The following is an 18,992-nucleotide window of genomic DNA, read 5'->3' on the forward strand; positions in this document are numbered from 1 at the left end:
CTTCATCGGCCGTTGAACGCGTCCTTCAACCGCGAGAACAAGCCCTGCTGACCCGGCTGGAACTGGCCTGTCGGCCGCTCCTCACCGCGCAGCTTGGCCAGCCGCCGCAGCAGCTCCTCCTGCTCGGGGTCGAGCTTGCCCGGCGTCATCACCTCGACATGGACGATCAGATCGCCCCTGCCGTTCCCGCGCAGATGCGTCACGCCGCGGCCGTGCAACGGGATGGACTGCCCCGACTGCGTGCCCGGGCGGATGTCCACCTCCTCGCGGCCGTCGAGCGTGTCCAACGGCACCTGGGTGCCGAGGGACGCCGCCGTCATCGGGATGGTGACCGTGCAGTGCAGGTCGTCGCCGCGACGCTGGAACGTCGAGTGCGGCTTCTCCTGGATCTCCACGTACAGGTCGCCGGGCGGGCCGCCACCGGGGCCGACCTCGCCCTCGCCGGCCAGCTGGATGCGGGTGCCGTTGTCCACGCCCGCGGGGATCTTCACGTTCAACGGGCGGCGGGTGCGCACCCGGCCGTCGCCCGCGCAGTCCGGGCAGGGGTTGGGCACCACGGTGCCGAAGCCCTGGCACTGCGGGCACGGACGCGAGGTCATCACCTGGCCGAGGAACGAACGCGTCACCTGCGAGACCTCGCCGCGACCGCGGCACATGTCGCAGGTCTGCGCCGAGGTGCCGGGGGCGGCGCCCTCGCCGTTGCACGAGTTGCACACCGTGGCGGTGTCCACCTGGATCTCCCGGGTGGTGCCGAAGGCGGCCTCGTTGAGGTCGATGGACAACCGGATCATCGCGTCCTGGCCGCGCCTGGTGCGCGACTTGGGCCCGCGCTGGGACGCCGTGCCGAAGAACGCGTCCATGATGTCCGAGAAGTTCCCGAAGCCCGCGCCGAATCCGGCACCGGCGCCGCCACCGCCCGCGCCCCCGAGCGGATCCCCGCCCAGGTCGTACATCTGCTTCTTCTGCGGGTCGGAGAGCACCTCGTAGGCGGTGTTGATCTCCTTGAACCGCTCCTGCGTCTTGGGGTCCGGGTTCACATCCGGGTGCAGCTCCCGGGCCAGCCGGCGGAAAGCCTTCTTGATCTCGTCCTGCGAGGCGTCACGCTGCACGCCGAGGACCGCGTAGTAGTCCGTCGCCACCTAGTTCTCCGCGAGGATTTGTCCGACGTACCGTGCCACCGCGCGTACCGCTCCCATCGTTCCGGGGTAGTCCATCCGGGTCGGTCCGACGACTCCGAGCTTCGCGACCGCTTCGTCCCCAGAACCGTAGCCGACCGACACAACCGATGTGGAGGTCAGGCCCTCGTGAGCGTTCTCATGGCCGATGCTCACCGTCATCTCCGAGCCCCTGGCCTCGCCCAGCAGGCGCAACATGACCACCTGCTCCTCCAACGCCTCCAACACCGGGCGGATGGTGAGCGGGAAGTCGGTCGGGAACCGGGTCAGATTGGCCGTGCCGCCGATGACCAGGCGTTCCTCTGTCTCCTCGACCAGGGTCTCCAGCAGGGAGGAGAGCACGGTCGAGACCGCGCCCCGCTCCTCGGAGACGAACGCCTCGGGCAGCTCGGCGACCAGCCGGGGCACCTCGGAGAAACGTTGACCCACGATCCGGCTGTTCAGCCGGGCGCGAAGATCGGCCAACGAGGTCTCGCCCAGCGGCGCCGGGCAGTCGATCATCCGCTGCTCGACCCGGCCGGTGTCCGTGATCAACACCAGCATCACGCGCGCCGGGGCGAGCGCCAGCAACTCGACGTGCCGCACCGTCGAGCGGCTGAGCGAGGGGTACTGCACCACCGCGACCTGCCGCGTCAGCTGCGCCAACAGCCGCACGGTGCGCGCGATCACGTCGTCGAGGTCGACCGCGCCGTCGAGGAAGTGCTGGATCGCGCGCCGCTCGGGCGACGACAGCGGCTTGACGCCGGCGAGCCGGTCCACGAAGAGGCGGTAGCCCTTGTCCGTGGGCACGCGCCCGGCGCTGGTGTGCGGCTGCGCGATGTAGCCGTCCTCCTCCAGCGCCGCCATGTCGTTGCGCACCGTGGCGGGTGAGACCTGGAGGTTGTGTCGCTCGGTCAACGCCTTGGAGCCGACCGGCTCCTCGGTGCCCACGTAGTCCTGGACGATGGCCCGCAGCACTTCCAGCCTGCGCTCGTTGAGCACGCCGCACACCTCCCGTCCGGCTCGTCGGTCCCTCGTCGCTCTCCTGGCACTCAGCGGCGCAGAGTGCCAACACTGCTCCAGTGTACGGCGGAGTAGCCCGCCCGGGGAACGAGCGACCGAAGAGAACCACGCCGGAATCCACGGGCAAAGCGGGACACTCGGCGCTACCGGGGCACTACGGGAAGTCGACCGGAACCCCGCCGAAGAACGGCCGGAAACGGACGGCCTCCGCGACCGGCGGAGGGAGAGCGGAGGGAGAGCGGAGGGAAAGGAGCCGCCCAGCGGCACGGGAGGGGCGCGGGAAACCGCGCGAGCGATCACACACCGGGCTCACGCGTACACCCCACCCAAGGCGCTGACGTGAGTGGTCGACCTCCGCCGCTACGCTCACCCCGTGGCAACGGGAAACGACCAGCCCCCATGGGAGCAGCTCGCCGCAGGGGTGGCGCGCCGGCGCCTCCCCGGCTGGGACGAGACGGTCGGCGCGGTGGCCGGCCCGGAGGGCGTGCTGGTCGTGGACGCGGGGCCCTCGCTGGCCGCGGGCGCCGCCCTCCACGCCGAGATCACGGAACTCGCTGGCCCACCGCGTTGGTTGGCCGTGACCCACCCGCACTTCGACCATGCGCTGGGCGCCGGCGGCTTCCCCGGCGTCGAGGTGCTGGCCGGCGGCCCGCTGCCGGCGGCCGGGCTGGCGGCGGACGCCGTCGCCCACGGCCTGGACCGCGCTGAGGCGGAACGTTCGGCCGCCGCGCTGCCCACCCCGGCCCGCCTGGTGACCGAACCGCTGACGCTGGGGCTGGGCGGCGGCCGGCGCGCCGTGCTCACCCCGCTCGGGCCGGCGCACGCCCCGCACGATCTGGTGGTCGCGGTGTACGACGGGGCGGCCGAACCCTCGGTGGTCTTCTGCGGCGACCTGGTCGAGGAGTCGGGCGAGCCTCAGGCGGGGCCCGACGCGGAGCCGGCGCGCTGGCCGGCCGCGCTGGACCGGCTGCTGGCGCTGGGCGGCGGGGACGCCGCGTATGTGCCGGGGCACGGCGCGGTCGTGGACGCCGCGTTCGTCCGCGCCCAACGGGCGGCGCTCGCACGGCGCTTCGGGGTGGCGGACGGGGCGGGCTGACCGCCGACGGGAACGGTCGCGTGGTCGAATGGGGCCATGCGCGCGCGTTCCTATGACCCGGACCTGACCCCGCCGTGGAAGCGCCCGGCGGCGGTGCCCGAGGTGGAGGCCGAGCCGGGGCTGGTGGTGGAGGAGGTCGCCACGGGCTTCTGCGGGGCCGTGATCCGCTGGGAGAAGACGGCGGAGGGGCCGACGGTCACCCTGGAGGACCGGTTCGGGGCGCACCGGGTCTTTCCGATGGTGGCGCGCGGCTTTCTGCTGGAGGGGCGCGAAGTCACCCTCGTGCGCCCCAAGCCGGCCGCCGGGGCGCGCCCACCCGCCCGCACCGCCTCCGGCTCGGTCGCCGCGCCCCGGGCGCGGGCGCGGGTGGCGCGCGCCGGGCGGATCTTCGTCGAGGGGCGGCACGACGCCGAGCTGGTGGAGCGGGTCTGGGGCGACGACCTGCGGGCCGAGGGCGTGGTGGTGGAGTTCCTGGCGGGCGTGGACGATCTGGCGGCGGTGGTCGAGGAGTTCGGGCCGACGCCGGAAGCAAGGCTCGGGGTGCTGGTGGACCATCTGGTGCCGGGTTCCAAGGAGTCCCGCATCGCCGACGAGGTGCGCGCGGTGCACGGCGAGGACGTGGTGCTGGTGGTCGGGCACCCGTTCGTGGACATCTGGGCGGCGGTGCGCCCGGCGGCGGTCGGCATCCCGGCCTGGCCCGAGGTGCCGCGCGGCCAGGACTGGAAGACGGGGGTGTGCCGCGCCCTGGGCTGGCCGGAGAACACGGGTGCGGCGTGGCAGCGGGTGCTGCGGAGCGTGCGGGACTACCGCGACCTGGACCCGGGGCTGCTGGGCCCCGTCGAGCACCTGATCGACCACGTGACGGTCGGCTCGCCGGCCGGTCCCGTGGGTCCCTGACCCGGGCGCCCGTCGAGAGCCCGCGCGCCGGCGGCGCGCGGAGCGGAAGAACCTCGGACCGGAAGACGTTCAGAGCCGAGGACGTTCAGAGCTGAAGACGTTCCGACCCGAGGACGTTCAGACCCGAACACGCTCAGACCCGAACACGCTCAGACCCGAAGACGTTCCGCCTCGAACACGCTCAGCCGCGAAGACGCTCAGACCAGGAACAGGTCCTCGTCGAAGACGGTCACCACCACGACCACCATCAGCCCCTGACCGATCAGGTACTCGATCAGGATGCCGGGCGCGACCTGCGCCTTGCGGTTGTCCTCGTGGGTGCCGACCGGGGCGCTCGCCTTGTGGTACGGGTCCTGGGCGAGCTTGGCGAGGCCCCGTTCCAGCAGCTTCTTGCGGTGCGGCGCCATCCGCTCGGCGGACTCGGCGGCCTCGGTCGTGAAGGAGATCCGCAGGTCGAACACGGTGCCTCCTCCCCGCCTCGCGGCCGTTCCCCGTCGATGCCGGACAATGGCGAGTATGCCCTCCGCCCTGCCCGAAGGCGACCCCGCGCCGCGTGACGGCTCCCTGCCGCCCGCCGCGCTGGCCAGCGCCGCCGAACGCCCGCTCGCGTTCTATCTGCACGTGCCGTACTGCGCGACCCGCTGCGGCTACTGCGACTTCAACACCTACACGGCGAGCGAGCTGCGCGGCTCCGGCGGGGCGCTGGCCTCGCGGGAGAACTACGCCTCGGTGCTGGCCGAGGAGATCCGGCTGGCCAGGAAGGTGCTGGGGGACGATCCACGCCGCGTCGCCACCGTCTTCGTCGGCGGTGGCACCCCGACGCTGCTGCCGCCGGCCGACCTGGCGGCGATGCTGGACACGGTGCGCCAGGAGTTCGGGCTGGCCGAGGACGCCGAGGTCACGACGGAGGCCAACCCCGACTCGGTGGACCGCGCCGGGCTCGCCGCGCTGCGGGAGGCCGGCTTCACCCGTGTCTCGTTCGGGATGCAGAGCGCCAGCCCGCACGTGCTGCGCCTGCTGGAGCGCACCCACACCCCCGGGCGCCCGGAGCGCGCCGTCGCCGACGCGCGCGCCGCCGGGTTCGCGCACGTCAACCTGGACCTGATCTACGGCACCCCGGGCGAAAGCGAGGCGGACTGGCAGTCCTCGCTGGAGGCGGCGATCGCCGCCGGGCCGGACCATGTCTCGGCGTACTCGCTGATCGTGGAGGAGGGCACCAGGCTCGGGCAGCGGGTGCGGCGCGGCGAGATGCCGATGACCGACGACGACGTGCACGCCGACCGCTATCTCCAGACCGAGCGGGTGCTGGGCGCGGCCGGGTTCGCCTGGTACGAGGTCTCCAACTGGGCCACCGCTCCGGCCGGGCGCTGCCGTCACAACGAGCTGTACTGGACCGGCGCCGACTGGTGGGGCGCGGGCCCGGGGGCGCACAGCCACGTGGGCGGGGTGCGCTGGTGGAACGTGAAGCACCCCGGCGCGTACGCCCAGGCGCTCGCGGAGGGCCGTTCGCCGGCCGCCGGGCGCGAGGTGCTGGACCCGGACGACCGGCGGGTGGAGCGCGTGATGCTGGAGCTGCGGCTGGTGGACGGTTGCCCGTTGGCGCTGCTGCGGCCGGCGGGGCTGGCCGCGGCGCGGCGGGCGCTGGCCGACGGGCTGCTGGTGGAGGAGGCGTTCGCTGACGGCCGCGCGGCGTTGACGCTGCGCGGCCGTCTGCTGGCGGATGCCCTGGTCAGAGACCTGGTGGACTGAGCCGCCGCCCTGCGGGCCGGGGCCGGGCCGACGGGCAGGGGGCAGCGGTCAGGGCCGGGGTCAGGTCGTCGGGTACATCTCGTCGATCAGGTGCTGGTACTCGCCCTCGACGACGGGGCGCTTGAGCTTGAGGCTCGGGGTCAGCTCGCCGTGCTCGATGTCCAGTTCGCGGGGCAGCAGCCGGAAGGACTTCACCGACTGCCAGCGCTGGAGGCTCGCGTTGAGCTGCTCGATGTAGCCGTCGACCATCGCGACGGTCCGCTTGTCGGCGATCACCTCGGCGTAGTCGCCGGGGACGTCGTTCTCCTTGGCCCAGGCCATGAGCGCCGGCTCGTCGAGGGCGATCAGCGCGGAACAGAACTTGCGGCCGGCGCCGATCACCAGCATCGAGGAGGCCAACGGGCAGATGACCTTGAAGCGGCCCTCGATCTCGGTGGGCGCGACGTACTTGCCGACCGAGGTCTTGAAGAGGTCCTTCTTGCGGTCGGTGATGGTCAGATAGCCGTCGTCGGACAGTTCGCCGATGTCCCCGGTGTGGAACCAGCCGTCCTCGGTCAGCACCTCGGCGGTCAGGTCCTCCCTGCCGTGGTAGCCGTCCATGATGCCGGGGCCGCGCAGCAGCACCTCGCCGTCCTCGGCGATCCGCACCTCCAGGCCGGGCAGGGCCTTGCCGACGGTGCCGACGCGGTTGGCGTCGCGGCGGTTGACGAAGCTGGCGGCGGCGGACTCGGTGAGCCCGTAGCCCTCCAGGATGGGGACGCCGGCGCCGGTGAAGAAGTAGCCCAGCTCGGGGGTGAGCGCGGCGGAGCCCGAGACGCAGCCGATCATGTTGTCGCCGAAGGCGGCCCTGATCTTCGCGTAGACCAGCTTGTCGGCGATCCGGTGCTTGGTCGCGAGGGCCGGCGGCACGCTGGCCCGCCCGGTGCGGCGCCGGGTGTCCTGGGAGACCTTGGCGTACTCCTTGGCGACGTCGGCGGCCCACGTGAAGATCCGGTGCTTCACCGCGCCGCCCGCCTTGGCCTTGGCGGCGACACCGTTGTAGACGCGTTCGAAGATGCGCGGAACGCCACACATGATGGTCGGGCTGACGACCGGAAGGTTCTCGATGATCTTGTCGACCCGACCGTCCACGGCCAGGACGTGACCGACCTTGATGTGGCCGGCGAGCAGCACCTTGCCGAAGACGTGGGCCAGCGGCAGCCAGAGGTACTGGGTGTCCTCCGGCAGCATCATGTCGATCTGCTCGATGCCGCACCCCATGTACGACCAGGTGTCCTGCCGCAGCCGGACCCCCTTCGGGCGGCCGGTGGTGCCCGAGGTGTAGATCAGCGTGGCCAGCTGGTCGGGGCGGAGCGCGGAGACCGTGTCGCGGACCGCGTCCGGCTTCTCCTCCAGAAAGCGGGCGCCGCGCTCGGCCAGCTCGGCGAGCGAGAGCACCCAGCCCTCGGGGTCGCCCTCGGCCGCGACCGCGTCGTCGCCCTCGATCACCACGACGTGCTTCAGCTCGGGCAGCTCGGCGCGGCGCTCCCTGACCTTGGCCAGCTGCTCCGCGTTCTCGGCGACCAGCACGCGGCTGCCGGAGTCGGCCAGGATGAACGCGGTCTCGTCCTCGTTGGTCTGCGGGTAGACCGTGGTGGTCGCGGCGCCGGCGCACATGATGCCGAGGTCGGTCAGGACCCAGTCGACGCGGGTAGAGGAAGCGATCGCGACCCGTTCCTCGGGACGGACGCCCAGGTCCATCAGCCCGGCGGCGATGGCGAAGACCCGGGTGCCGGCCTCGGCCCAGGTGTAGGAACGCCAGTCGTCGGGGCCCTCGCCCGCGCTGGGCACCGGGTAGCCGTAGGCCTTCCGGTCCGGGGTGGCCTCGACCCGCTCCAGGAACAGGTGCGCCACGGACGGTGGCCGGTTCGCCATGGCCTGCTCACTCTCGCTCACGAATTCCTCCGGGTGCCGCGCTGCAACGGGGGTGACCTGCGGGTAACTTTCCGCCGGGGCGAACAGACTAAGCGGCGCGGCCCTCTCTGTTAAGGGGGATGTCAAGGGGGGATGGTCACTCGTGCCGTCGTGGGCGGGCGGGCCCCGGGCGCCGGGGCCCGCGCACGCTACTTCTTGCTCTTCGCCTCGCCGCCGCCGTCGGAGTCCGAGGAGAGAGCCGCGATGAACGCCTCCTGCGGCACCTCGACCCGGCCGACCATCTTCATCCGCTTCTTCCCCTCCTTCTGCTTTTCCAGCAGCTTGCGCTTCCGGGAGATGTCACCGCCGTAGCACTTGGAGAGCACGTCCTTGCGGATGGCGCGCACGGTCTCGCGCGCGATCACCCGCGAACCGATCGCGGCCTGGATCGGCACCTCGAACTGCTGCCTGGGGATCAACTCCCGCAACTTCCCGGCCATCTTCACGCCGTAGGCGTACGCCTTGTCCTTGTGGACGATCGCGGAGAAGGCGTCGACCTTGTCGCCGTGGAGCAGGATGTCGACCTTGACCAGCGCGGCGGTCTGCTCGCCCGTGGGCTCGTAGTCCAGCGAGGCGTAGCCCCTGGTCTTGGACTTCAGCGCGTCGAAGAAGTCGAAGACGATCTCCGCGAGGGGCAGCGTGTAGCGCAGCTCGACGCGCTCCTCGGAGAGGTAGTCCATGCCCTGGAGCGAACCCCTTCGGGTCTGGCACAGCTCCATGATCGCGCCGATGAACTCGCTGGGGGCGATCAGCGTCGCCCGCACCACCGGCTCGCGGACCTCGTCGATCTTGCCGGTGGGGAACTCGCTCGGGTTGGTCACGATGTGCTCGGTGCCGTCCTCCATGGTCACGCCGTAGACCACGTTCGGAGCGGTGGCGATCAGGTCCAGACCGAACTCGCGCTCCAGGCGTTCACGGATGACCTCCAGGTGGAGCAGGCCGAGAAAGCCGACCCGGAAGCCGAAGCCGAGAGCCGCGGAGGTCTCCGGCTCGTAGACCAGCGCCGCGTCGTTGAGCTGGAGCTTCTCCAGGGCGTCGCGGAGCGCCGGGTAGTCGGAGCCGTCGATCGGGTACAGCCCGGAGAAGACCATGGGCTTGGGGTCCTTGTAGCCGCCGAGCGGCTCCGTGGCGCCGTGGCGCTGGAAGGTGACCGTGTCGCCGACCTTGGACTGGCGGACGTCCTTCACCCCGGTGATCAGATAGCCCACCTCGCCGACGGCCAGACCGTCGGCGGGGGCCATCTCGGGGGAGTTGACCCCGATCTCCAGCAGCTCGTGGGTGGCGCCCGTCGACATCATCTGGATGCGCTCGCGCTTGCTCAGCCGGCCGTCGACCATCTTCACGTAGGTCACCACGCCCCGGTAGGAGTCGTAGACCGAGTCGAAGATCATCGCGCGCGCCGGGGCCTCGCCCTCGCCGACGGGTGCCGGCACCTGGCGGACCACCTCGTCGAGCAGCTCGGCGACGCCCTCGCCGGTCTTGGCCGAGACGCGCAGCACGTCGCCGGGGTCGCAGCCGATCAGGTGCGCCAGCTCGGCGGCGAACTTCTCCGGCTGGGCGGCCGGGAGATCGATCTTGTTGAGCACGGGGATGATCGTGAGGTCGTTCTCCATGGCCAGATAGAGGTTGGCCAGGGTCTGGGCCTCGATGCCCTGCGCGGCGTCGACCAGCAGGATGCAGCCCTCGCAGGCCGCCAGCGAACGGGACACCTCGTAGGTGAAGTCCACGTGGCCCGGGGTGTCGATCATGTTGAGCACATGGGCCGTGCCGTCCTCGGCGCCCCAGGGCATCCGGACCGCCTGGGACTTGATGGTGATGCCGCGCTCGCGCTCGATGTCCATCCGGTCGAGGTACTGGGCGCGCATCTGCCGCTGCTCGACCACCCCGGTCAACTGGAGCATCCGGTCGGCGAGGGTGGACTTGCCGTGGTCGATGTGCGCGATGATGCAGAAGTTGCGGATGATGGCCGGGGCGGTACGGCTGGGCTCCGGCGCGTTCGAAGGGATCGCGGGCACGCGGGGTCCTGTCGGTGATGGCGGTGGGTCGCTTGGTCGCTCCCATGGTCCCATGCGCGGGAAGCCGGCTCCGATTGGGAAGGGCTCGGGGGGCGCTGGTACGCTGGCACACTGCCTCCGGTATGGGACGGACCGCCGGGGGCGGAACCACGCTTCACCCGCTTCACCGCCGTCCCGTGCACGACCGAACATCCGAAACGTTCGGGCGCCCCGTCGGGGCTTCCGATACTTCTCGAACCTGCAAAGGCTCTCTTTCGTGGCGAACATCAAGTCCCAGATCAAGCGGATCAAGACCAACGAGAAGGCCCGGCTGCGCAACCAGTCGGTCAAGTCCGAGGTCAAGACCGCGATCCGTCGCGCCCGCGAGGCCGCGGCCAGCGGTGACTACGAGTCGGCCGAGGCCGCTCGCCGAGTCGCCGCCCGCAAGCTGGACCAGGCCGTCAGCAAGGGTGTGCTGCACCCGAACAACGCGGCCAACAAGAAGTCCGCGCTGGCCGCCCGGGTCAACGAGCTCCAGGGCTGACCGACTCCGCGCCCGGGGCTGAACGAGCCCCGAGCCCGGGCGGACGACGACGCCGGTCAGGCTTTCGCGGCCCCTCTCTCCGCGCCGACCGACGCTCACCGGCACCGCGCTGATCCCAAGTTCGCCACGCGGGTGCGGTGCTCACCGCCCGGCCGCCAACCGGCGGAGCCGGCAGGACCGGACGACACACACAGCAGGGCCGCTCACGCGGCACCCGAGGGGCCCCGACCGCCACCCCAGGCGGCCGGGGCCCCTCGACGTGTGCGGTCCGGCATGTGGGGATCCGGCATGTGGGGATCCGACGTGTGCGGGCCGACGTGTGCGGGGACGGAGCGCTCAGCGGCGGGCGTGGGCGATGGTGATCACGGCGTGCTCCAGGGCGTACGCCGGGTCGTAACCGCCGCCCTTGACCGCGGCGTCCGCGTCCGCGACGGCGCGCAGCGCGACGGCGACGCCGTCGGCCGACCAGCCTCGGGCCTGCTGCCGAACGCGGTCCACCTTCCACGGCGGCATCCCCAGCTCCCGCGCCAGATCGCCGGGACGCATCCCGCCCGGCGCCGAGGCCAACTTCCCAATGGCCCGCACCCCCTGGGCCAGCGCGCTCGTCACCAGCACCGGGGCCACGCCGGTGGCCAGGGCCCAGCGCAACGCCTCCAGGGCCTCAGCCGTGCGGCCCTCGACCGCGCGGTCGGCGACCGTGAAGCTGGACGCCTCGGCGCGGCCCGTGTAGTAACGGCCCACCACCGCCTCGTCGATGGCACCCTCGATGTCGGCGGCCAGCTGGGCGCAGGCCGAGGCCAGCTCCCGCAGGTCGGCGCCGATCGCGTCGACCAGCGCCTGGCAGGCGCCCGGGGTGGCCGAGCGGCCCAGCGCGCGGAACTCGCCCCTGGTGAACGCCACCCGGTCCGCCGGCTTGGTCATCTTCGGGCAGGCGACCTCGGCGGCACCGGCCTTGCGGGCCGCGTCCAGCAGCCCCTTGCCCTTGGCGCCGCCGGCGTGCACCAGCACCAGGCTGATCTCCTCGGCGGGCGCCGCCAGATAGTCCTTGACGTCCTTGACCGTGTCGGCCGCGAGGTCCTGGGCCGCCCTGACCACCACGACCTTGCGCTCGGCGAAGAGCGAGGGGCTGGTCAGCTCGGCGAGCGTCCCGGGGCGCAGCTCGGGGGCGGCCAACTCCCGCACGTCGGTGTCCGGATCGGTCGCCTTCGCCGCGTCGACCACCTCGCGCACCGCGCGGTCCAGCAGCAGCTCCTCCTGGCCCACGGCCAGCGTCACCGCCGCCGGCTGCCCCGTACTTCCGCTACCCCTGCCAGCCATGCCGCCCAGCATCGCACGCGCCACTGACAGCGGAGACCAGGTCCGCTTCGGCCGGAGCGTGGAGGGCGGGAGAATGGCGGCGTGACTGACGCGCGACTCATCCTGGTGCTGCCGGACCGCGAGGCCGCCGAGGAGGTGGCGGAACGGGTGGCAGAGCTGCTGGGGCTCCCGGAGGAGCCCGAGCCGCTGCGGGACGCGCTGGCCGGCGAGGACGACGCCGAGGACGCCCAGTGGCTGATCGTCCTGGAGGGGCCGGTGGCCGATCCCGCGCCGCTGACCGCCCTCGCCGAGGAGCACGACGGCTGGCTGGAACGGGAGTAGGGCTCCCGGCCGAGCCCGGTCCCCATGCCCTCGGGCCTGCGCCCTCGGACATGCGGCCTCGGGCGGGAGCCCGAGGGCGTGCGGCCGATGTGGCCGAGCCCGGACGGGGGTTAGCGTCCACGCCATGGTCGACAACCCGAACACGCCCCGCACCGGCGCCCAACGGCGACGAGACCTCCTGGCCCGCCTGGAGCGGGAGCCGGACTGCTGGGTGGCGACGGCGGGTGCCAACAGCCCCGACGGCGGCGCGGTGCCGTGCATGGTGCCGCTCTCCTTCCTGTGGTGGGACGGAACCGTGCTGTGCAACACCCGCGAGACCAACCCGACCGCCCGCAACGTGGCAGCGAACGGGCACGCGGTGATCAGCCTCGGGCACACCAGGGACGTGGTGCTGATAGAGACGGCGGGCGAGCTGCTGCCGGATGAGGCGCTGCCGCCGGCCGTGGGCCAGGCGTTCGTCACCAAGTCCGGCTGGGACCCGAGGGGGAAGGCACCCTGGCGGTTCCTGCGCTTCCGTCCACGCCGTATCCGCGCCTGGCACGAGGAGCACGAGATCGAGGGCTGGGAACTGATGCACGAGGGGCGCTGGCTGGTCTGAACCCGGCCGTCGCGGACCACGCCGCCGGGACGGCCGGGGGCGGACTCGACCACGGCCAGCGCGCCTTCGGTGTCGGTGCGCAGCACCACGGCACCGGCCTCGGTGAGGGCCGTGACCGTGTCGGGCGCCGGATGACCGTAGGCGTTGTCCGCGCCGGCCGAGATCAGCGCCAGCCGGGGCCTCGACGCCCGCAGCAGCGGCGGATGCTGGTGGCCAGAGCCGTGGTGGGGAACCTTCAGCACGTCGACCGGGCCGAGGTCGGGGTGGGCGTCCAACAGCCCGCGCTGGCCCGACGGTTCGAGGTCGCCGGGGAGCAGCAGCGTCAGCCCGCCGGCGCGCAGCAGCAAGGTGACGCTGGCGTCGTTGTCCCCCAGCCCGGTCGCGTCCGCCGGCGGCCACAACACCCGCCAGCTCAACTCGGGACCGGCCCGACGCCGTTCACCCGGCTCCGCGCGGCGCAACGGCACCCCGGCCTCGGCGGCGGAGCGCGCCACCCGCGCGGCCTCGGCCGAGGACTCCCCCGCCGGCCCCGTCTGAATCGCCGCCACCTCTCTACCGCGCAACACGCCATCCAGACCGGCCACATGGTCGCTGTGGAAATGGGTGAGCACCAACAGCGGCACCCGACGCACCCCGAGACCGGTCAGGCAACGGTCCACGGAGGCCGGATCGGGCCCGGCGTCCACCACCAGCGCCGTCCCGGGGCCCGCCGCCACCACCAGGGCGTCTCCCTGACCGACGTCGCACGCGACCAGCCGCCAGCCGTCCGGGGGCCAGCCGGTAAGCACCCGGGTGAGGGGCGCGGGACGCAACACGGCCACCAGCAGCGCCAACACGGCGAGCAGCGCCCACACACGTCGCCACGGGGAGCGGCGGGCCAGCAGCACAGCCAGCGCGACACTGACCGCGGCCAGCAACGCCGCGCCCCACCAACCGGCCGGCCAGGCCAGCTCGGGGCCGGGCAGCGCGGCGCCGCCCCGCGCGACGGCCGCGATCCACCGCGCGGGCCAACTCACCAGCCAGGCCAGCACCTCCCCGGCCGCCGGCCACCACGGGGCCAGCGACAACAGCGCCCAGCCCAGCACCAGTACGGGCGCCACGGCCGGCTCGGCCAGCAGGTTGCACGGGATGGCGACCAGACTGACCTGGCCCGCGAAGACCGTGACGACCGGGGCACAGACCAGATGCGCTGCCGCCGCCACCGCGAGGGCGTCGGCCAGCCGCACCGGGACACCACGCGCGCACAGCGCCCTGCTCCAGCCGGGGGCGAGCAGCAGCAGGGCGCCCGTCGCCAACACGGACAGCAGAAAGCCGAACGAGCGCGCCAGGGACGGATCGTGCAGCACCAGCAGCAGCGAGGCAGCTGCCAGCGCCGGCAGCAGCGCGCGATGGCGGCCGGTGACCACGGCCAGCAGCGCGATCCCGCCGCAGAGCGCGGCCCGCAGCACGCTGGGCTCCGGGCGGCAGATGAGCAGAAACCCCAGCAGCAACAGCCCGCCGCACAGCGCCGTGGTGCGCAGCGGCAGCCCCAACCGGGCGGCGAGGCCGCCGCGTTCGCCCCGGGAGACGCTGCCCGGGGTGCCGATCAGCAGGGCGAAGAGCACCGCGAGATGCCCTCCGCTGACCACGATCAGATGGCTCAGCCCCGTCGCCACCACCGCGTCGTGCAGCTCCTCGGGGACGCCGGAACCGTCCCCGACGATCAGGGCGGGCAACAGCGCCTCCGCGTCCGGCGGCAGCCCCGCGACCGCCTCGCGCAGCGAGGAGCGGAGCATCCCCGCGAACCGCTGGAGCGCGTCGGGCGCGCCGGTGACCTGGGGCGCGCTCGCGCCGTCGGCGCGCAGCACCGCGCTCCACTCGCCGTCCCGGTGCGGCATCGGCTCGCCGACCCGGACGGTCAACTCAAGCCGGGTGGAGGGCAGTAACGCCAGCCAGGGCGCCGGTTCCTCGGCCTCCACCACCAGCAGCACCGGCCCCGCCGACGACCAGACCTCGCCGGGCCCCGCGGTCAGCCGACGCACCTCGGCCGTGAGCAGCACGGAGCGGGTCGGACGCTCCGGCCTGGCGGCTGCCAGGCGCGGGTCATCGGTCAGCCGGGCCTCGACCGTCACCTGTCTGCCGGTCAGCTCGGTCCAGGGGCCCGAACGGATTGTCGCCACATGGCTGGTGGCGGCCACCGCGCCGGCCGCCGCGCAGAGCAGCGCCAGGCTGAGCGCCGTCACCACCGGCCGTGGGCGGCGTCGAAGGGCCAGCGCCAGGAGGGCCAGTCCCGCCAGGCAGCAGACGGCGGCGGAGAGGACCCCGGCCCGCACCGGCAGATCCCAGGCGACGGCGGCAGCTCCCCAGGCCGCCGCGGCGCCGGGCACCAGCCGCAGGTCCAGCGGGCCGCGCTCGGCGGGCGGCAGGGCCGACCGCCGTCCGCCCCGGGCGTCGGACGGGCTGTCGGGGGGCGCCGCCCGCGGCTCGTCGGCGACCGGGCGGAGGCGGCGGGCAGCCGACCGGTGGCCGTCGGCCGGGCGGAGGCCGTCAGAGGGTGACACGGTCGCGCAACTCCGCCAGTCGGCGTTCGCCGATGCCCGAAACCTCGCCCAGTTGCTCGACAGCGGTGAAGCCGCCCCGCTCCTGACGGTGGGCCACGATCTCCTGGGCCAGTACCGGGCCGATGCCCGGAAGCGCCTCAAGCTGCTGGGTCGTCGCCGAGTTGAGGCTGACCGGTCCCGCCGGTGGTCCGCCGCCCGGTCCGCCGCCGCCTTCGGGTGGTGGTGCGGCGGCGGGGACCGGCGCTTCCTCGCCGACCAGCAGTTGCTCGCCGTCGATCAACAGCCGTGCCTGGTTGAGCCCTTCGGCGTCGTCCGAGGCGACCGGGCCGCCGGCCGCCTCCAGCGCGTCCGCGACCCGGGACCCGGTCGGCAGCCGGTAGAGCCCGGGCTCCCGCACCTCGCCCGCCACGTCGACCACCACCACGCTCCCCCCGCCCCGCTCACCGGCCGATGCGCCGGCGGCCTCGGCCGAGGCGGGGTCTCCCGAGGTGAACTCCCCCTCGGCAGCCACCTCGGCCGTGGGGTCGTCGTCCCCCGTGGTGGCCGGCTCGGTGACCGGGACGGCGCGCGCTCGCCCCGACCAGAAGTGGTGGACGGCGAAGCCGGAAGCGACGACCAGCACCAGCAGCAGGGCCAGCCAGGAGCGTGGTTCGAGACCGCAGCGCCCCCGCAGCCAGGCCGGCATCCGCTCGGACAGCGCCAACCGCGTCCGCTGCCGCCAGGGCAGCGCGGCCGGCGGCGGCTCCGGAAGCTCCGGATCCTCCCCGCCGGCGTCGTCCGCGTCGCGCGAGCCGACGAAACCCCCCGACGCATCCGACGCATCCAACGCCTCCCCCGAGCCCGAGGTGGCGAACTCGGCATAACCACCGCGTGCCCCGAACCCGCCCGGCACGCCGGACCGCCGCTCCGTGCCCTGCCGTGGCTCCGCGTCCGCTCCGCCGGCCAACGGGCGGGGCCACGGCTCGGGCGGCGGGTCGAGGCGGGCCGTCGTCGCCACCGGTGTCGGCGGTGTCTCCCTGTCGCTCGGGAAGAGGTCCGCCGCGCGGCGCTCCACGCCGCCCGGCGGTGGCGCACCGGGCCGGCGCGGGCGCGGCCGGCGCCGCACCGCGTGCCGCGGCCCGGCGCCACGCGCCGGTCCGCGACCGCTCTTCCGCCCGTCGCCCGGCCCTCGGCGCGAAGCGCCCCCATGGCGCCCCTGGCGCCCGTCGAACTGCTGAGTCTCCATGACCCAGGAAACTAGCCCGATTTCACACTCCGTGACCGAACGGGCCGAAATCTGTGGACAACCCGCCCCCTGTGGATAACCTCGTCACCCTCCGGAGTGAAACCGCCGAAAGCCCGGCGCGACGGGAACCACCACCGACGCCGCCCCCGTTCAACGAGGCGACACCACCGCACCCAGCAGCCCGGGCCCCGTGTGGGCCCCCAACACCGCGCCCACCTCGCTCACATGGAGGTCCACCAGTCCGGAAAGCCTTCCCCGCAGCCGGTCCGCGAGCTGGCCCGCGCGTTCCTCGGCCGCCAGATGGTGTACCGCCACGTCCACGGGCCCCGACCCGGCGTGCTCCACCGCCAGTTCCTCAAGGCGGGCGATGGCCCGGGACGCGGTACGCACCTTCTCCAGCGGTTCGATGCGCCCGTCCGTCAGTTCGAGCAGCGGCTTCACCGCCAACGCCGACCCCAACAGCGCCTGGGCCGTGCCGATGCGGCCACCCCGCCTGAGATGCTCCAGCGTGTCGACGTAGAACACCGCCCGGGTCGCCTCGGCCCGCTTCACGGCGGCGGCGACGGCCTCGTCGAGGGAGCCGCCGGCGTCGACGACGTCGGCGGCGGCGAGGACGCTGAAGCCGAGCGCCATGGCGATCATGCCGCTGTCCACCACCCGCACGGGCACGGGGGCCTCCCGAGCCGCCAGCACCGCGGCGTCGTAGGTGCCGGAGATCTCGGACGACAGATGAAGGGAGACGATGCCCGTAGCGCCCTCCTCAGCGGCACGACGGTAGGTCTCGCCGAACTCGGCGGGGCTGGGGCGGGACGTGGTCACCGGCTGCTTCTGCCCGAGCGCCTGCGCCAGCCGGCGGGCGGCGTGCTCCGTGCCGTCTTCCAGCGCCTCGTCGCCGAGCACCACGGTCAACGGGACGACGCGCACCCCCCGTCGCTCGACCGTCGGTCGCGGCAGGTAGGCCGTGGAATCGGTGACGAGGGCGACGGGCATAGACCGGAGACTAGCCGAGCGAACGCTTCCGCCTCGCCTCGGACTCCCGGCCACCGCGCGCCGGCCCCGAGGGCCCCAAGCGGCGGGCCTGGGAGCACGTCCCCGTGGAGTCGCTGGAGGAGATACGCCCGGGGAGCGGGTACGCGCCGCACACGGACGGCGCCCGTGCCACGGGCAGCGGCGCCCGGTCCGGAGCCGGGTGACCGCGCCCGCCGGCCGAGGACGAGCGTCAGGCGGTGACGATGTCCGCCTTGAGTGGAAGCAGGACCTCGGCGATCGTGCCGATGGTCGCCTCGTCCACCCCTGACTCCATGAGCGCGCCGGCCAGGTGGTCGACGACCTTGCCGAAGGCGTCGTCCGTGATGGCCAGGTTCTCGTGGGCCCTGCGCATGGAACGGCCGGAGTAGGGACGGGTGGCGCCGAGGGCCTGGCTGAGGAAGCGCCGCTGGTGCAGCTTGAGACGGTCGAGGTCCACCCCGGTGAAGTACGGCTGGAGGTCGGGGTCGGCGAGGACCTTGCCATAGAAGATGTCGACAACGGACCCTATGGCGTCCTCTCCTCCGAGCTGCTCGAAGAGAGTCGGGGAAGGGTCCCCGGATGGCTTGCCGGAGATTGTCTCGGTCATGGTGTCAGCGTCGTGCCGCCGTCTTGCCGGTACGTGAGGAGACGGTTTCCTGGCTGTCAGAAGACCCTCCGGCCCGCCCGGGACGGCGGTGAACTCTTCGCAACCGGCTCCTCACACGCCGAGTGGACGCCGGTAACACGGCATCAGTTGCTCCGGTACGCCTTCAGGACACGCTCAGCCGCGCCGCTCCCCCGGCTCGTCCCCCTGCGCGACGCCGGGGTGCTTCTCGCTCCGCGCGACGCCCGGGCGTTCCTCGCTGGGCGCCGGAACCTCGGCGGACCCGCCGTGGACCGGCCTGCCCTCCGTCGACCTGCCCTCGGTCGGCCTGCCCTCGGCCGGCGACCAGTGCCGCAGCGCCGTCGCCTCCAGCTCGATCTGCCGCTGAAGGGAGTCGAGGTCCGACCCCTCGTCGTGCTGGGCGCGGTCCCTGGCCGCCTCCCGCAGGGAGTCGGCCGAGGAACGGATGGCCTCCGCCCGCTTCTTCAGCTCGGGGAGCCGGGCGTTGATCCGGGCCCGGTCCCGCTCGCCGCCGGCGACCAGCGCGTTCAGCTCGCCGTCCAACCGTTCGGCGTGCCCCGAGAGCTGCTCGCAGAGCGCGAGCGCCTCCCTCAGCGACTCGTCCTGGGCCGCACCGGCCAGCAGGACGGCCCTGGTGTTCTCCACGCTGGCGCGCAACTCCCTGCGCACCCGCGCCACTTCGCCGACGGCGCCGGGCTGCGCCGCGCGCGCGGTCAGCGAGGCGTTGGCGGCGCGCCGACGCAGCTCCTGGTTGGCCTGACCCAGGCGCGCACGCAGCTCACGCACGACACGTCGCACCACGACGACCGCCGCCGCGACGCTCATCGCGAAGAGCACGAAAAGGACGAGGACCCACTCCATGCCTCCAGAGTAGGCCCTCGCCCGCAGTAACCCTTCCGGTCAGGTCCGGTCAGCACCGTTCAGGCCCGGTCAGCGACACCGACCGGC

At 73.2% G+C, this 18,992-nt stretch carries 16 protein-coding genes and 1 pseudogene; 6 read left to right on the top strand and 11 right to left on the bottom strand.

The window, feature by feature from the left end:
* Window positions 1–2: 2 nt before the first annotated feature.
* Together dnaJ and hrcA are read right to left on the bottom strand one after the other, a co-directional pair.
* A complete protein-coding gene (gene dnaJ / locus FH715_RS01030; RefSeq protein ID WP_139640068.1) occupies window positions 3–1,139 on the bottom strand; it encodes a molecular chaperone DnaJ in 1,137 nt (378 codons plus the stop codon).
* Window positions 1,140–2,156, bottom strand: a complete 1,017-nt coding sequence (gene hrcA, locus FH715_RS01035) for a heat-inducible transcriptional repressor HrcA (RefSeq protein ID WP_139640069.1) — start codon at window positions 2,154–2,156, stop codon at window positions 1,140–1,142. It abuts the gene before it with no gap.
* A 394-nt stretch (window positions 2,157–2,550) separates the two neighbouring features.
* On the opposite strand from hrcA, the gene FH715_RS01040 reads away from it, so the two are divergent.
* Both FH715_RS01040 and FH715_RS01045 read left to right on the top strand, forming a co-directional pair.
* Window positions 2,551–3,273: an MBL fold metallo-hydrolase gene (locus FH715_RS01040; protein ID WP_139640070.1), complete on the top strand. Its 723-nt coding sequence runs from the start codon at window positions 2,551–2,553 to the stop codon at window positions 3,271–3,273.
* Between the two features lie 36 nt (window positions 3,274–3,309).
* Window positions 3,310–4,170, top strand: a complete 861-nt coding sequence (locus FH715_RS01045; RefSeq protein ID WP_139640071.1) for a DUF3097 domain-containing protein — start codon at window positions 3,310–3,312, stop codon at window positions 4,168–4,170.
* Between the two features lie 197 nt (window positions 4,171–4,367).
* Here the strand turns inward: FH715_RS01045 and FH715_RS01050 are convergent, their stop codons facing one another.
* The gene (locus FH715_RS01050) at window positions 4,368–4,631 is read right to left on the bottom strand and encodes a hypothetical protein (protein WP_097232917.1); all 264 of its coding nucleotides are present in this window, start codon (window positions 4,629–4,631) and stop codon (window positions 4,368–4,370) included.
* 55 nt (window positions 4,632–4,686) lie between these two features.
* Here FH715_RS01050 and hemW point away from each other — a divergent pair, with 55 nt between their 5' ends.
* Window positions 4,687–5,919 (top strand): radical SAM family heme chaperone HemW, encoded by a 1,233-nt coding sequence (hemW, locus tag FH715_RS01055; protein ID WP_139640072.1) that lies wholly within the window; start codon window positions 4,687–4,689, stop codon window positions 5,917–5,919.
* A 60-nt stretch (window positions 5,920–5,979) separates the two neighbouring features.
* On the opposite strand, the gene FH715_RS01060 is transcribed toward hemW, so the two are convergent.
* Both FH715_RS01060 and lepA read right to left on the bottom strand, forming a co-directional pair.
* On the bottom strand, window positions 5,980–7,854 hold the full coding sequence (locus FH715_RS01060; protein ID WP_139640073.1) for an AMP-dependent synthetase/ligase: 1,875 nt from the start codon (window positions 7,852–7,854) through the stop codon (window positions 5,980–5,982).
* A 167-nt stretch (window positions 7,855–8,021) separates the two neighbouring features.
* Complete coding sequence (gene lepA, locus FH715_RS01065; RefSeq protein WP_139640074.1) at window positions 8,022–9,887, bottom strand: translation elongation factor 4; 1,866 nt, start codon at window positions 9,885–9,887, stop codon at window positions 8,022–8,024.
* 256 nt (window positions 9,888–10,143) lie between these two features.
* Here lepA and rpsT point away from each other — a divergent pair, with 256 nt between their 5' ends.
* Entirely contained in the window at window positions 10,144–10,410 is a 267-nt protein-coding gene (rpsT, locus tag FH715_RS01070) for a 30S ribosomal protein S20 (protein WP_097232921.1), read from the top strand.
* A 336-nt stretch (window positions 10,411–10,746) separates the two neighbouring features.
* Here the strand turns inward: rpsT and holA are convergent, their stop codons facing one another.
* Entirely contained in the window at window positions 10,747–11,739 is a 993-nt protein-coding gene (gene holA / locus FH715_RS28695; protein WP_139640382.1) for a DNA polymerase III subunit delta, read from the bottom strand.
* A 69-nt stretch (window positions 11,740–11,808) separates the two neighbouring features.
* On the opposite strand from holA, the gene FH715_RS28700 reads away from it, so the two are divergent.
* Both FH715_RS28700 and FH715_RS29640 read left to right on the top strand, forming a co-directional pair.
* Window positions 11,809–12,048 (top strand): hypothetical protein, encoded by a 240-nt coding sequence (locus FH715_RS28700; RefSeq protein WP_139640383.1) that lies wholly within the window; start codon window positions 11,809–11,811, stop codon window positions 12,046–12,048.
* Window positions 12,049–12,172: 124 nt separating this feature from the next.
* Window positions 12,173–12,646: a pyridoxamine 5'-phosphate oxidase family protein gene (locus tag FH715_RS29640; RefSeq protein WP_139640384.1), complete on the top strand. Its 474-nt coding sequence runs from the start codon at window positions 12,173–12,175 to the stop codon at window positions 12,644–12,646.
* 275 nt (window positions 12,647–12,921) lie between these two features.
* Here the strand turns inward: FH715_RS29640 and FH715_RS28710 are convergent.
* The 5 genes and pseudogenes from FH715_RS28710 to FH715_RS01110 form a co-directional block, all read right to left on the bottom strand.
* A pseudogene (locus FH715_RS28710) lies at window positions 12,922–14,523 on the bottom strand (ComEC/Rec2 family competence protein); the annotation flags it as partial.
* A gap of 649 nt (window positions 14,524–15,172) precedes the next feature.
* Entirely contained in the window at window positions 15,173–16,240 is a 1,068-nt protein-coding gene (locus tag FH715_RS01095; RefSeq protein ID WP_246108472.1) for a ComEA family DNA-binding protein, read from the bottom strand.
* A 321-nt stretch (window positions 16,241–16,561) separates the two neighbouring features.
* The gene (locus FH715_RS01100; protein WP_139640075.1) at window positions 16,562–17,401 is read right to left on the bottom strand and encodes a DegV family protein; all 840 of its coding nucleotides are present in this window, start codon (window positions 17,399–17,401) and stop codon (window positions 16,562–16,564) included.
* Between the two features lie 229 nt (window positions 17,402–17,630).
* The gene (locus FH715_RS01105; RefSeq protein WP_139640076.1) at window positions 17,631–18,026 is read right to left on the bottom strand and encodes a group I truncated hemoglobin; all 396 of its coding nucleotides are present in this window, start codon (window positions 18,024–18,026) and stop codon (window positions 17,631–17,633) included.
* Between the two features lie 174 nt (window positions 18,027–18,200).
* On the bottom strand, window positions 18,201–18,905 hold the full coding sequence (locus FH715_RS01110; RefSeq protein WP_211367362.1) for a hypothetical protein: 705 nt from the start codon (window positions 18,903–18,905) through the stop codon (window positions 18,201–18,203).
* Window positions 18,906–18,992 lie beyond the last annotated feature (87 nt).

Origin of the sequence: Streptomyces sedi, assembly GCF_006335015.1 — a bacterium.
Taxonomy (GTDB): Bacteria; Actinomycetota; Actinomycetes; order Streptomycetales; family Streptomycetaceae; genus Streptomyces; species Streptomyces sedi.

Excerpts from the sequence above, each read along its gene's own strand:
- FH715_RS01100 (WP_139640075.1), bottom strand. The coding sequence starts at position 17,401 with ATGCCCGTCGCCCTCGTCACCGATTCCACGGCCTACCTGCCGCGACCG.
- FH715_RS01105 (WP_139640076.1), bottom strand. The coding sequence starts at position 18,026 with ATGACCGAGACAATCTCCGGCAAGCCATCCGGGGACCCTTCCCCGACT.
- FH715_RS01110 (WP_211367362.1), bottom strand. The coding sequence starts at position 18,905 with ATGGAGTGGGTCCTCGTCCTTTTCGTGCTCTTCGCGATGAGCGTCGCG.
- holA (WP_139640382.1), bottom strand. The coding sequence starts at position 11,739 with ATGCTGGGCGGCATGGCTGGCAGGGGTAGCGGAAGTACGGGGCAGCCG.
- FH715_RS01045 (WP_139640071.1), top strand. The coding sequence starts at position 3,310 with ATGCGCGCGCGTTCCTATGACCCGGACCTGACCCCGCCGTGGAAGCGC.
- FH715_RS29640 (WP_139640384.1), top strand. The coding sequence starts at position 12,173 with ATGGTCGACAACCCGAACACGCCCCGCACCGGCGCCCAACGGCGACGA.
- hemW (WP_139640072.1), top strand. The coding sequence starts at position 4,687 with ATGCCCTCCGCCCTGCCCGAAGGCGACCCCGCGCCGCGTGACGGCTCC.